Source organism: Leifsonia virtsii, assembly GCF_030433675.1.
Taxonomy (GTDB): Bacteria; Actinomycetota; Actinomycetes; order Actinomycetales; family Microbacteriaceae; genus Leifsonia; species Leifsonia virtsii.
This window is the reverse complement of record NZ_JAROCB010000003.1, coordinates 601,582-614,267: the sequence shown is the minus strand read 5'-3', so window position 1 is coordinate 614,267 and position 12,686 is coordinate 601,582. Positions and strand designations below refer to the sequence as shown.

Genomic DNA, 12,686 nt, shown 5'->3' with positions numbered 1-12,686 from the left:
ATGTCCCCACGCCCCGCATCGCGGCGCGCCGTCACGGTCGCCGACATCGCCCGCGCGGCCAAGGTCTCCAAGGCGACGGCCGCGCGCGCCCTCGGCGACTACGGCCAGGTGAGCGACGCGGTGCGCTCGCGCGTGCTCGCCGCCGCGGAGGAGCTCAACTACCGCCCGAATGCGCTGGCCCGCTCGATGAACACGGGCCGCTCGAACACCATCGGCGTCGTGGTCGGCGACATCGAGAACCCGTTCTTCGCCCACGCCATGCGGGGCATCTCCGACGTGGCGAGCGCGGCGGGCTACGACGTCATCCTCACCAACTCGGACGAGGATGTGGAGGCGGAGGAAGCCGCCGTCGACGTCCTCCTCGACAAGCAGGTGGATGCGCTCATCGTCGCGCCCGCATCCTCCGCCCACGTCTCGCACCTGACGGACGTCGCCGCCGCCGGCCGCCCCCTCGTGCTGCTGGACCGCCGCGCGGACGGCCACCGCTACGACTCGGTCACGGTCGACAACCGCACTGCCGCCGCCCGCGCGACCGCCGAACTGCTCGCGGAAGGGCACCGCCGCATCGCCTTCATCTCGACGCAGCCCTACCCGGAGCCCGCCTACTCCCCCGGCGGGACCATCACCATGTCCAGCGTGGCCGACCGCGTCGACGGCGTGATGGAGGCGCTCACCGACGCAGGCATCCCGTCGCCGGAGCGCGGCATCCGGCTCGACGCCAGGCGGCGCGGCGTGGATGTGGTGACCCGCGAGCTGCTGGAGGGCGACACCCCGGCGACAGCGATCATCGCGTCGGACAGCCTCATCGCCATGACGGTGTTTCAGACGGTTAGGACGCTCGGGCTGCGCATCCCCGAGGACGTCTCACTGATCGCCTTCGACAACGCGGACTGGACCAGCATCACCACGCCGCCGCTGACCGTCGTCGAGCAGCCGATCTACGAGCTCGGCGCCGCCGCCGCGCGGCTCGCGCTTCAGCGCATCCGCGGCGAGCGCGTCGACGACGAGTCGGTCGTCTTCGACGCCGCCCTCATCCGCCGCGCCTCCGTCGCTGCGCCGACCCCCGCCTCCGCCACTCATTGACCCGGAGATTCGTGCCGAATGTGCGTTATGGCGGTGCCATAGCGCACATTCGGCACGAATCTGTGGGGAGGAACCTCGGTCAGCGACCGGTCTCGCGGGCGGACTGCGCGGCGCGTAGGTCGCTCAGCGCGCGGTCGGTCTCGCGGGTGACGGATCCGCCGCGGGCGAGGATCGCCGACGGCAGCCACTCGCTGAGGAGGAAGCGCCGTTTGGCGACCGGACGTCCGCCGTTCGTGCGGGCCGGGTGAGCCACCCAGCCGTGGTCGATGCCCTGTGTCCACGTCGTGTTTGCCATGACCTTCACGTTACGGACGTAAAGATTCGGACACGAGATGGCTTTCGGTCTACCTTCGCAAACATTCGGCCAGTACACTGGCGTGCATGATCCGATCCGTCGCGGTCCCCCTGATCGACGACTTCGCCATGTTCGAGTTCGGCGTCGTCTGCGAGGTCTTCGGGCTCGACCGCAGCTACGCGGGCCTCGAGCCGTTCGACTTCCGCGTCTGCGCGATCGACCCGCAGACCCCCATCCACAGCCCCATCGGGGTCGCCCTCACGGCACCCTACGGACTGGAGGCGATGGAGGACGCCGACCTCATCGCCGTCCCAGCCGCGACGATCCGCGACGAGTACCCGCCCGAGTTCCTGGATGCGCTCCGCCGCGCCCACGACCGCGGCGCCATCCTGCTCAGCGTCTGCTCCGGCGCCTTCGCCCTCGGCGCCGCCGGCCTGCTCGACGGCCGCGACGTCACGACGCACTGGCGTTACGCCGAGGAGCTGCAGCGCCGCTTCCCGGAGGCCCGCGTCGACCCCGACGTGCTCTTCGTCGACGACGGCCGCATCATCACGAGCGCGGGGACCTCCGCCGGCATCGACGCCAGCCTCCACCTGGTCCGCCGCGAACTCGGCAGCGCGGTCGCGAACACGATCGCGCGCAACATGGTCGTCCCGCCGCAGCGCGACGGCGGCCAGCGGCAGTACATCGACAAGCCGGTGAGCGACTGCGAGGACGACACCTTCAGCGAGCTGCTCGACCAGCTCGCCGACCGGTTGGACGAGACGCACACGGTCGGCAGCCTGGCCGAACGCGTGCACATGTCGACCCGCAGCTTCTCCCGCCGGTTCGTCGCCGAGACCGGGGTGCCGCCGATGCAGTGGCTGACCACGCAGCGCATCCTGCACGCACGCCTACTGCTCGAGACCACCGACCTGCCCATCGACGAGGTCGCCCGCCGGTGCGGTTTCGGCAGCGCGACGTTGCTCCGCCACCACTTCGACGCGGAGGTCGGGGTGCCCCCGACGCGCTACCGGGCGGCCTTCGCGCGCACCTGAGCGCCCGCAGCCGAGTGGTGCAGCCGGGCGGACACGCGCCCACCCGCACCGCGCCGCGCACCCCCGGGCACCAGATCCTCGCCCCGGTAGTGCCGCAGCAGGCGGCGGTTGCGCGCGGTCAGCTGCGCGCAGACCTCCACCGTGACGAGCCCGCAGACGATGACGCCCCAGGCACGCGGGTTCTCCCCCTGCGTCGGGATCGCGATGCAGAGTGCGACGGTGGCGACGAGGGCGAGGGCGGTCAGCGCGCCGCCGATCCACACCCCCCGCCACGCCCTCGCGCGGTCCGCTCGGTCTCCCATGACCGGGAAGTTACTCCGCGCGACCGGTGAACGATAGACGAATCTCCGATGAACGGGCGGTGAAGCCCGTCCGCGGAATCGTCCCCGCACGAAGAAGCCCCCGCCCGGCGGTCCGGGCGGGGGCGGCTTCGATCCCGCGGGTCAGTGCTTGAAGGCGTCCTTGATCTTCTCGCCGGCCTGCTTCACGTCGGCCTTGATCTGGTCGCCCTTGCCTTCGGCCTCCAGGCGCTCGTCGCCGGTCGCCTTGCCGGTGGCCTCCTTGGCGTTGCCCCCGAGCTTCTCGCCCGCGTTCTCGATCTTGTCGTCGAGTCCCATGACGTCCCCTTTCGTGGTCCGGTTGGTCTCGACGCTCCCACCGCGTCCGGAGCGCGTCTACCCCGTACCATCCGGCCGATAAGTCAACCCGGTGCCGGACGCCGGACCAGTAATGGCCGCGGCGCGCGATTTCAAGGCCTACACGCGCACGATCGCCTCCCGGACAATGAGACGGTGAGCACCTACCGCCTCCAGATCTCGCCCGCCTTCACCCTCCGCGACGCCGCGCAGGTGCTCGACCACCTCCAGCGCCTCGGCGCGGACTGGGTCTACCTGTCGCCCCTCCTGGAGGCCGAGCCCGGCTCCATGCACGGCTACGACGTCGTCGACCACAGCAGGGTTGACGAGTCGCGCGGCGGCCCGGAGGCGCTGCGCGAGTTCTCCGACGCCGCCCACGCGCGCGGCCTCAAGGTGCTCGTCGACATCGTCCCCAACCACATGGGCGTCGCCACCCCGGCCGTGAACGCCTGGTGGTGGGATGTGCTGCAGAACGGCCAGGGGTCGCGCTTCGCCTCGTACTTCGACATCGACTGGGAGTTCGGCCACGGCCGGCTGCGGCTGCCGGTCCTCGGCGACGGCCCGGACGAGGAGGACGCCCTCCGCGTCGAGGACGGCGAACTGCGCTACTACGACCACCGGTTCCCGCTCGCGCCGGGCACCGACGGCGGCACGCCACGCGAGGTGCATGCGCGCCAGCACTACGAGCTCATGTCGTGGCGCCGCGCCGACGCCGAGCTCAACTACCGGCGCTTCTTCGCAGTGACCACCCTCGCCGGCCTGCGCGTCGAGGACCAGCAGGTCTTCGACGACACCCATCGCGAGATCGGCCGCTGGCTGCACGAGGGCCTGGTGGACGGGCTGCGCGTCGACCATCCGGACGGCCTGCGCGACCCCGCGCAGTACCTGGAGCGGCTGCGCGCCCTCGCCGGCGACGCGCCGATCTGGGTCGAGAAGATCATCGAAGGCGACGAGCGGATGCCCGACTGGCCCGTTCAGGGCACGACCGGGTACGACGCGCTTGCTGTCGTGGACCGCGTATTCGTCGACGCGTCCGGCGAGGGCCCGCTGACCGCGTTCGCCGGCGAGATCGACGAGCGCGAGGAGAGCCAGGACTGGGCCGAGCTGACCCACCGCCGGAAGCGGGCCGTCGCCGACGGCATCCTCCGCTCCGAGGTGCTGCGGGTCGTGCGCGAGCTGGGCGAGGGAACCGACGAGGAGACGGCCGACGCCGTCGCCGAGCTCGCCGCGTGGTTCCCGGTGTACCGCAGCTACCTCCCCTACGGCGCGGAGTACCTGGAGGAGGCGCGCCTGGCGGCCGCCGAGTCCCGGCCCGACCTCGTGGAGGTCATCGCCCGCATCACCGACCGCCTCGGCGACCGGTTCGAGCAGACGACCGGCGCCGTGATGGCCAAGGGCGTAGAGGACAACTCCTTCTACCGCTTCACCCGCCTGGTGTCGCTGACCGAGGTCGGCGGCGACCCGTCCGAGTTCGCGATCTCGCCGGAGGAGTTCCACCGCAGGCAGGTCGACCGGCAGCGCCGCCTGCCCGAGTCGATGACCGTGCTCTCGACCCACGACACCAAGCGCGGGGAGGACACGCGAGCGCGCATCCACGTGCTCGCCGAGCTTCCCGGCCGCTGGGAGCGGTTCCTGCGCACGGTGCGCGAGCGCGTCGGCTTCGGCGACGGCTCGCTCGAGAACCTGCTCTGGCAGTCGATCGTCGGCGCCTGGCCCGCGTCGCGCGAGCGGCTGCAGGACTACGCCATCAAGGCGGCGCGGGAGGCCGGCGCCTCGACCACGTGGACCGATCCGGACGAGGAGTTCGAGGCGCGCATGGCCGCCGCCGTCGACGCCGCCTTCGACGACGACCGGGTGCGGGCCGAGGTGGAGGCGCTGTCCGCCGTGATCGACGGACCCGGCGCGAGCAACGGGCTCGGCGCGAAGCTGCTGCAGCTCGCCGCCCCCGGGATCCCGGACGTCTACCAGGGCTCCGAGCGCTGGGAGCGGTCGCTGGTCGACCCGGACAACCGGCGCCCGGTCGAGTTCGACGTGTCGGCCGGGCTGCTCGCCCACATCGACGAGGGATGGCTCCCCGACATCGACTCCTCCGGCGCCGCCAAGGTGCTGGTCACCGCGAAGGCGCTGCGCCTGCGCCGCGACCGGCCCGAGCTCTTCACCGGCTATCGAGCGGTCTACGCGGAGGGCTCGCGCGCCGGGCACCTGGTCGGCTTCGACCGTGGCGGCGCGATCGCGCTGGCCACCCGCCTGCCCGTCGGGCTGTCCGCGACCGGTGGCTGGGCCGACACCACGGTCGACCTCGGGGAGGAACCGATGCGCGACGAGCTGACGGGCCGCGAGTTCCACGGTCGCGTGCGCCTGGCGTCCGTTTTCGAGCGGTACCCGGTCGCGCTGCTGGCGGTCGTCCGATGAGGGCGCGCGACCGCCGGTTCGGCGTCTGGGCGCCGAACGCCAGGAGCGTGGATGTGGTGCTCGGCGACCTCGGCACCTTCCCGCTGACGCCGGTCCCGGCCTCCGACTCCGCCCCCGCCGGCGGCTGGTGGGAGCTCGCCGAGTCCCCTGCGCTGCCCGACGCGCCGCTCGACTACGGCTACGTCGTGGACGGCGACGGGCCGTTCCCCGACCCTCGCTCGCTCCGCCAGCCGGCCGGCGTGCACGAGCTGAGCCGCGAGTTCGACCCGCAGGAGCACGCGTGGACGGACGGCGCCTGGGAGGGACGCGACCTCACCGGCGCGCTCATCTACGAGCTCCACATCGGCACCTTCACCCCGGAGGGCACGCTCGACTCGGCCATCGGCCGGCTCGACCACCTGGTGAAGCTGGGGGTCGAGGCCGTCGAGGTGCTGCCCGTCAACGCGTTCAACGGCACGCACAACTGGGGCTACGACGGCGTGCTCTGGTACGCCGTGCAGGAGCAGTACGGCGGTCCGGCCGCGTACCAGCGGTTCGTGGAGGCCTGCCACGCCCGCGGGCTGGCCGTGATCCAGGACGTCGTCTACAACCACCTCGGCCCCAGCGGCAACTACCTGCCGAAGTTCGGCCCGTACCTCGGGCAGGGCGCGAGCACGTGGGGCGTCAACGTGAACCTCGACGGGCCGCTCTCCGACGAGGTGCGCCGCTACATCCTCGACAACGCGGAGTACTGGCTGCGCGAGCAGCACGTCGACGGCCTGCGGCTGGACGCCGTGCACGCCCTCCAGGACCACGGCGCCACGCACCTGCTCGAGGCCCTCGCCGTGCTCGCCGACGAGCTGGCCGGCGAGACCGGGCGCCCGCGCACGCTGATCGCGGAGAGCGACCTGAACGACCCGAAGCTGATCCGCGCCCGTTCGCACCACGGCTACGGGCTGCACGCGCAGTGGGACGACGACGTGCACCACAGCATCCACGCCAACCTGACCGGCGAGGACACCGGCTACTACGCCGACTTCGCCGACCCGGACGCCCTGGTGAAGGTGTTCCGGCGCGGGTTCTTCCACGACGGCACCTGGTCGAGCTTCCGCGAGCGGTTCCACGGCCGGCCGCTCGACCCCGACATCCCGTTCACCCGCCTCGTCGTCTTCAGCCAGGACCACGATCAGATCGGCAACCGCGCGGTCGGCGACCGCCTGACCGCCACGCTCGACCCCGGCCGGCTCGCCGTCGCTGCCGCGCTGACCCTCCTCGGCCCGTTCACCCCGATGCTGTTCATGGGCGAGGAGTGGGCGGCCTCGACGCCGTGGCAGTTCTTCACCTCGCACCCGGAGCCGGAGCTCGGCAAGGCGACGGCGGAGGGTCGCATCGCCGAGTTCGCCCGGATGGGCTGGGACCCGGCGGTCGTGCCCGACCCTCAGGACCCGGAGACCTTCCAACGCTCGAAGCTCGACTGGTCGGAACTCGACCGCCCCGAGGGCGCCCGGATGCTGGAGTGGTACCGCACGCTGACCGCCGTACGTCGGACGATCCCCGCCGACGTCCCGGCGACGGACGTCGCCTACGCCGAGGGCGTCTTCCGCTTCCGCCGCGGAGACCTGCTCGTCGAGGCGAGTCTGTCGGGCACCGGACTCGGCGAGGCGCCGGCGGGCGCGGTCGCGGCGTTCGGCGAAGCGGTGCGGGTGAGCCGAGACTAGGTGCCACATGGTACAGTCAGGTACCACCTGGTACTAGGAGGCTGGAAATGGCGATGAACCTGCGGTTGGACGCTGCTCATGAGGAGCTGCTCGAGGCGCTTGCGCAGCAGGAGCACCGCACCAAGACAGAGGTCGTGAAGCTCGCACTCGAAGAGCGGGCTGCTCAGCTCGACAAGAGCGCGCGCACTCGAGCGATCATGGACCGCATCCTCGAAGAGGACGCGGCGCTGCTCGACGCTCTCTCCCAGTGACCGAATACCTCGAGCCCCGCGATGTGCTGGGTTTGATCCGACAGCTCGGTTTTCACCTTCGTGACCGGAACCTGCTGCTCTCGGCGCTCGCATCACCGCTGCCCGTCTTCGGCCAGGAAATGTATCCGGGCGACGTCAGTAAGGCAGCGGCACTCTTGATCGCCGTGAACCGGAATCATCCGCTCGCGGACGGCAACAAACGACTCGCGTGGATCGTCGCCAAGACCTTCCTGGCGCTCAATGGCCTCCATCTCGCGAGTGGGCCCGTTGCGGAGGGCGATACGTTCATCCGGAAAGTGGCGGACGGCGGCATCGAACACGATGAGGTTGTCGAGTGGATAGAGGCGCGGATCTCGCTATTGTGACCCGCGCCTAACGGCCGCGCCCCTCCGTGTCAATGCCTGGAGGGGCGCGGCGGATCACAGGTATCGTGGCGGTCTACCGCCGATCGGAGACACCGTGTCCCTGCCCTGTCCCTCGCTCCGCTGCCCGCGTCGCAGCCCCGCCACCGAGGGAGCGGACCGATGACCGCCTCGTCGCCGTACCCGCTCGGGCTGACCCTGAAGGAGGGCGGCGCCAACGTCGCCGTCTACAGCGAGCACGCCGACCGCGTGATCGTCAGCATGTTCGACCACCGCGGCCGCGAGACGCAGACGGCCCTACCGGAGCGCACCGGCCATGTCTTCCACGGCTTCGTGCCCGGCCTCGTCCCCGGCGTCCGCTACGGTCTGCGGGTCGACGGCCCGTGGGATCCCGCGAACGGGCTCCGCTTCTCGCCGGCGAAGGTGCTGCTGCCGCCGCAAGCGCGCGCCGTCACAGGCTCCTGGGACAACACGCAGGCCGTCTTCGGCCACCAGCTCGGCCGCCCCAAGCGACGCAGCGACACGAACGGCGCCCGCCACGTCGCGCTCGGCGTCGTCATCGACCGCCGCGAGTTCGACTGGGGCGACCACGAGCGCCCGCGCACGCCGCTGAGCGAGACGATCATCTACGAGCTCCACGTGAAGGGCTTCACGAAGCTCATGGAGTGGGTGCCGGAGGAGTTCCGCGGCACCTACGCGGGCCTCGCACACCCCGCGGCCATCGAGTACCTCAAGAACCTCGGCGTGACCGCGGTCGAGCTGCTGCCCATCCACCAGTTCGTCCAGGATGCGCACCTCCTTGAGAAGGGGCTCCGCAACTACTGGGGCTACAACTCGATCGGGTTTTTCGCGCCGCACAACGAGTACGCCGCCACCGGCGACACCGGACACCAGGTCGACGAGTTCAAGGGCATGGTGAAGGCGCTCCACGCCGCCGGCATCGAGGTCATCCTCGACGTGGTCTACAACCACACCGCCGAGGGCAACGATCTCGGCCCCACCTACAGCTTCAAGGGCATCGACAACCCGTCGTACTACCGACTGGTGGAAGGCGACGCCGCCCACTACTTCGACACCACCGGCACCGGCAACAGCTGGAACGTCAGCCACCCCGCCGCGCTGCAGGTCATCATGGACTCGCTGCGCTACTGGGTCGAGGACTTCCACATCGACGGCTTCCGGTTCGACCTGGCGACCACGCTGACCCGGCAGGGCGGCGACGCCAGCCTGCACAGCGCGTTCCTGACCCTGATCCAGCAGGACCCGATGCTCGCGCAGGTGAAGATGATCGCAGAGCCGTGGGATGTCGCCGGCTACCAGCTGGGCGGGTTCCCGGCGGACTGGTCCGAGTGGAACGGCAAGTTCCGCGACGACGTGCGCGACTTCTGGCGCGGCGAGCCCGGGGTGCTATCGACGCTGTCGCAGCGCGTGCTCGGCAGCCCCGACATCTACGAGGACTCCCGGCGCGCTCCGCTGTCGAGCGTCAACTTCGTCACCGCGCACGACGGCTTCACCCTGGCCGACCTCACCAGCTACAACGAGAAGCACAACGAGGCGAACGGCGAGGACAACCGCGACGGGGAGTCCGACAACCGCTCCAGCAACTACGGCGTCGAGGGCCCTACCGACGACGAGGGGATCAACGCCTTCCGCACCCGGCAGCGCAAGAACTTCCTCGCCACGGTGCTGCTCTCCGCCGGCGTGCCGATGATCCTCGGCGGTGACGAGATCGGCCGCACCCAGCAGGGCAACAACAACGCCTACTGCCAGGACAACGAGATCTCCTGGTTCGACTGGCAGAACGCCGACTGGGAGCTGCACGAGTTCACGTCGAAGCTCATCCGTCTGCGGCGCAACGAGCCGGCCCTGCGCCCGGAGTGGTACCGGCACGCGCCGGACGTCGGCGGCCCCGACGTCGTGTGCATCGTCCGCGCCGACGGCGAGCCCTTCGCCGACGAGGACTGGTCCGACCCGGAGGCGCGCTCCATCGCGTTCGAGCTGCGGCACGAGGGCGCGGACTCGTTCCTGCTCATGCTGAACGCCGCGGGCAACGGCGTCGAGTTCGTCCTGCCGGACGCCCCGGGCGGCGAGTGGGAGCTGGAGCTCTCCAGCGACCCCGGACTCGCGCTCGGCGACGGCGAGCGCGTCATCCTCGGCGAGTCCGCCTTCGCCCTGCTGCGGTCGCGGAACGGCTGATGCCCGAGTCCACCATCCCGGCGCTGCTCGGTCGCTACCGGCCGCAGCACGTGATCGGCCGCGGCGGCGAGGCGAGCATCTTCCGCGCGACCGACGAGCTGCTCGGCCGCGAGGTCGCGATCAAGCTCTACCGCTCCGGCGGCGAGGAGGAGATGGCGCAGTACCGGACAGAGCAGGCGGCCCTCGCGAGGCTCAGCCATCACGGGATCGTGTCGCTGATCGACGCCGGGATCGACTACACCTCGCCCAAGGACCCGCGGCCCTTCCTCATCGTGGAGCTCGTCTCCGGCACCGACCTCGCGGCCACCCTCGCGCAGCGGGAGCTGTCGCTGGAGGAGATCGCCGAGATCGCCTACGACATCTCCGAAGCGCTGGAGTACGTGCACGCGAACGGGGTCGTGCACCGCGACATCAAGCCGTCGAACATCATGCTGGTCTCCTACGGCACCACCACGTTCCGTGCCAGGGCACGGCTGACCGACTTCGGCATCGCGAGCGGCATCGCCTCGGTGCCGTCGCAGCCGGACGAGGGCAAGACGACCGGCACGGCCGCCTACCTCTCCCCTGAGCAGGCGATGCGGCAGCCGGCGACCTCCGCCAGCGACATCTACTCGCTCGGGCTGGTGCTGCTGGAGTGCTTCACCCGAACCGTGGCCTTCCCGGGCGCCGCGGTCGAGTCCGCGATGGCCCGCCTCGAGCACGAGCCGCCGGTTCCGGACGGGCTCCCCGACGAGTGGACGCGCATCCTCCACGCCATGACCTCGAGCGACCCCGCCGCGCGACCGACAGCGGCGCAACTGACCCCGGTGTTCCGCGAGGCGGTCATCGCGGCGGCCGGCCTTCAGCAGAGGGTATGACGACGAGCGAGACGCAGAGCGCGGAGAGCGCCGCCATCGAGGATCACGCCGCACTGGGCGACGGGCGCACGGTCGCCCTGATCGACCGCTCCGGCACCGTGGACTGGCTGCCGGTGCCCAGTCTCGACTCCCCTCCGGTGTTCGCCGCGCTGCTCGACCTGGACCGGGGCGGGCGGATGGTGCTGCGTCCGGTCGCCGACTTCACCACGCGCCGGCACTACCTGCCGGGCACGAACGTCCTCGAGACCACCTTCACCACCGCGAACGGCGCCGTCCGGGTCACGGATGCGCTCGTCACCGGCGTGGCCGGCCGGCTGCCGTGGCTGGAGTTCGCCCGGCGCATCGAGGGCGTCTCCGGCACCGTGGTCATGGACTGGTCGGTCGAGCCGGGCTCGATGCTCGGGACCTCGAGCCCGTGGGCCGAGCACGTCGACGGCAGCCGCATCCTGCGCATCGGGACCGTCAACATTGGCGTCACCGGCCTCGCGGACGCGGAGGAGGACGCCGACGCGCCTCGGTTCGGCGGCCGCATCCGGGTCGTCGAGGGCAGCAGGCGCACCCTCACGGTGGTCGCGACCGACGACGAGCCGCTTCACCTCCCGCAGCCTCACAACGTCGACATCGGCATCGACCGGACCGTGGGCAATTGGGAGCTCTGGTCGCGCACCTTCTCGTACGACGGCCCCTGGGCGGACGCCGTCCAGCGCAGCGCACTCGCGCTCAAGCTCCTGCTCTACGCGCCGACCGGAGCGATCGCCGCAGCCGCGACGACCTCGCTCCCGGAGACTCCGCGCGGCGGCAAGAACTGGGACTACCGCTTCGCCTGGGTGCGCGACACCGCGTACACGCTGCGCTCCCTCGCGCGGTTCGGGCTGCGCGAGGAGACGCACGCCGCGGTCTCCTGGCTGCTGCGGGCGGTGAAGGGCGACCCCGGGGGCCTGCGCATCCTCTACGGGCTGCGGGAGGCGTCGTCGGCCGAGCCGCAGGCGCACGACGTGCCCGGCTGGCGCGGCATCGGGCCGGTGGTGACAGGCAACCGCGCCGCCGATCAGCTGCAACTCGGCGTCTACGGCGACCTGCTCAGTGTCGCGCTCGCCTACGCGTCGGCCGGCAACGTGCTCGACGTACCCACAAGGCGCCTGGTGTCGGACGTCGCCGACCACGTGTGCGACGTCTGGCGGCAGCCGGACTCCGGGATGTGGGAGCTCACCGAGCTCCGCCACCACACCTCGTCGAAGATGGGATGCTGGCAGGCGCTCCAGGCCGCACAGCAGCTCGCCGCCCTTGGCCAGGCCGACGGCAACCCGGAGCGCTGGCGGCGGGAGGCGGACCTCATCCACGACTGGGTGGAGGAGCACTGCTGGTCGGAGCGCCTGGGCGCCTACACCATGGTGGCGGGGGAGGACGAGCTGGACGCGTCGGTGCTGCTGCACGCGCCCAGCGGGTTCGACCGCGGCGAGCGCATGCGGTCGACGATCGAAGCGCTGCGGCGCGAGCTCGGCCGTGGTTCGCTGCTCTACCGCTTCACGGGCGCGGAAGCCGAGGGCGAGCGTCCGTTCGTGGCGTGCTCGTTCTGGCTGGCGTCGGCGCTCGCCTGCATCGGCGACATCCCGGCCGCCGCGGAGCTGATGGACGACCTGGTCGCCCGCGCCAACGACGTCGGGCTCTACGCCGAGATGATGGACGAGGACGGCACCTTCTGGGGCAACTTCCCGCAGGCGCTCTCGCACCTCGGGCTCATCGACGCCGCCCTGACGATCGCCGACCTCCGCCGCTGACCCGCCGCGCCTCGTGACGAACGGGCCCGATTCGTGGCGAACGGCGACGATTCGTGACGAACGGGCGACGATTCGTGACGACC

The 12,686-nt window shown here is 71.2% G+C and carries 12 protein-coding genes; 9 read left to right on the top strand and 3 right to left on the bottom strand.

Annotation, left to right across the window (positions count from 1 at the left end; all coding sequences use genetic code 11):
• Positions 1-1,083, top strand: a complete 1,083-nt coding sequence (locus P5G59_RS13945; protein ID WP_301219586.1) for a LacI family DNA-binding transcriptional regulator — start codon at positions 1-3, stop codon at positions 1,081-1,083.
• 79 nt (positions 1,084-1,162) lie between these two features.
• On the opposite strand, the gene P5G59_RS13940 is transcribed toward P5G59_RS13945, so the two are convergent.
• On the bottom strand, positions 1,163-1,378 hold the full coding sequence (locus P5G59_RS13940; protein WP_301219585.1) for a hypothetical protein: 216 nt from the start codon (positions 1,376-1,378) through the stop codon (positions 1,163-1,165).
• Positions 1,379-1,464: 86 nt separating this feature from the next.
• On the opposite strand from P5G59_RS13940, the gene P5G59_RS13935 reads away from it, so the two are divergent.
• Positions 1,465-2,415: a helix-turn-helix domain-containing protein gene (locus P5G59_RS13935; RefSeq protein WP_301219584.1), complete on the top strand. Its 951-nt coding sequence runs from the start codon at positions 1,465-1,467 to the stop codon at positions 2,413-2,415.
• On the opposite strand, the gene P5G59_RS13930 is transcribed toward P5G59_RS13935, so the two are convergent.
• Positions 2,388-2,717, bottom strand: coding sequence for a hypothetical protein (locus tag P5G59_RS13930; protein WP_301219583.1), 330 nt, complete (start codon positions 2,715-2,717; stop codon positions 2,388-2,390). The genes P5G59_RS13935 and P5G59_RS13930 overlap by 28 nt on opposite strands.
• Positions 2,718-2,858: 141 nt before the next feature.
• Entirely contained in the window at positions 2,859-3,032 is a 174-nt protein-coding gene (locus tag P5G59_RS13925; RefSeq protein WP_018189266.1) for a CsbD family protein, read from the bottom strand.
• Positions 3,033-3,206: 174 nt separating this feature from the next.
• Here P5G59_RS13925 and treY point away from each other — a divergent pair, with 174 nt between their 5' ends.
• The 7 genes from treY (at position 3,207) to P5G59_RS13890 (ending at position 12,603) form a co-directional block, all read left to right on the top strand.
• The gene (treY, locus tag P5G59_RS13920; RefSeq protein ID WP_301219582.1) at positions 3,207-5,462 is read left to right on the top strand and encodes a malto-oligosyltrehalose synthase; all 2,256 of its coding nucleotides are present in this window, start codon (positions 3,207-3,209) and stop codon (positions 5,460-5,462) included.
• Positions 5,459-7,159 (top strand): malto-oligosyltrehalose trehalohydrolase, encoded by a 1,701-nt coding sequence (gene treZ, locus P5G59_RS13915; RefSeq protein WP_301219581.1) that lies wholly within the window; start codon positions 5,459-5,461, stop codon positions 7,157-7,159. Before treY ends, treZ begins: the two co-directional genes overlap by 4 nt.
• 47 nt (positions 7,160-7,206) lie before the next feature.
• Positions 7,207-7,410, top strand: a complete 204-nt coding sequence (locus P5G59_RS13910; protein WP_301219580.1) for a hypothetical protein — start codon at positions 7,207-7,209, stop codon at positions 7,408-7,410.
• Positions 7,407-7,775: a type II toxin-antitoxin system death-on-curing family toxin gene (locus P5G59_RS13905; protein WP_301219579.1), complete on the top strand. Its 369-nt coding sequence runs from the start codon at positions 7,407-7,409 to the stop codon at positions 7,773-7,775. The genes P5G59_RS13910 and P5G59_RS13905 overlap by 4 nt, the downstream gene beginning before the upstream one ends.
• A gap of 159 nt (positions 7,776-7,934) precedes the next feature.
• A complete protein-coding gene (glgX, locus tag P5G59_RS13900; protein WP_301219578.1) occupies positions 7,935-9,968 on the top strand; it encodes a glycogen debranching protein GlgX in 2,034 nt (677 codons plus the stop codon).
• Positions 9,968-10,825 (top strand): serine/threonine-protein kinase, encoded by an 858-nt coding sequence (locus tag P5G59_RS13895; RefSeq protein WP_301219577.1) that lies wholly within the window; start codon positions 9,968-9,970, stop codon positions 10,823-10,825. The genes glgX and P5G59_RS13895 overlap by 1 nt, the downstream gene beginning before the upstream one ends.
• Positions 10,822-12,603 (top strand): glycoside hydrolase family 15 protein, encoded by a 1,782-nt coding sequence (locus P5G59_RS13890; RefSeq protein WP_301219576.1) that lies wholly within the window; start codon positions 10,822-10,824, stop codon positions 12,601-12,603. The genes P5G59_RS13895 and P5G59_RS13890 overlap by 4 nt, the downstream gene beginning before the upstream one ends.
• Positions 12,604-12,686: the final 83 nt, after the last annotated feature.

What these genes read in the sequence shown, in the direction of transcription:
- P5G59_RS13925 (WP_018189266.1), bottom strand. Translation starts at nt 3,032, where the DNA reads ATGGGACTCGACGACAAGATCGAGAACGCGGGCGAGAAGCTCGGGGGC.
- P5G59_RS13895 (WP_301219577.1), top strand. Translation starts at nt 9,968, where the DNA reads ATGCCCGAGTCCACCATCCCGGCGCTGCTCGGTCGCTACCGGCCGCAG.
- P5G59_RS13930 (WP_301219583.1), bottom strand. Translation starts at nt 2,717, where the DNA reads ATGGGAGACCGAGCGGACCGCGCGAGGGCGTGGCGGGGGGTGTGGATC.
- P5G59_RS13940 (WP_301219585.1), bottom strand. Translation starts at nt 1,378, where the DNA reads ATGGCAAACACGACGTGGACACAGGGCATCGACCACGGCTGGGTGGCT.
- P5G59_RS13935 (WP_301219584.1), top strand. Translation starts at nt 1,465, where the DNA reads ATGATCCGATCCGTCGCGGTCCCCCTGATCGACGACTTCGCCATGTTC.
- treZ (WP_301219581.1), top strand. Translation starts at nt 5,459, where the DNA reads ATGAGGGCGCGCGACCGCCGGTTCGGCGTCTGGGCGCCGAACGCCAGG.
- P5G59_RS13910 (WP_301219580.1), top strand. Translation starts at nt 7,207, where the DNA reads ATGGCGATGAACCTGCGGTTGGACGCTGCTCATGAGGAGCTGCTCGAG.
- P5G59_RS13945 (WP_301219586.1), top strand. Translation starts at nt 1, where the DNA reads ATGTCCCCACGCCCCGCATCGCGGCGCGCCGTCACGGTCGCCGACATC.
- glgX (WP_301219578.1), top strand. Translation starts at nt 7,935, where the DNA reads ATGACCGCCTCGTCGCCGTACCCGCTCGGGCTGACCCTGAAGGAGGGC.
- P5G59_RS13890 (WP_301219576.1), top strand. Translation starts at nt 10,822, where the DNA reads ATGACGACGAGCGAGACGCAGAGCGCGGAGAGCGCCGCCATCGAGGAT.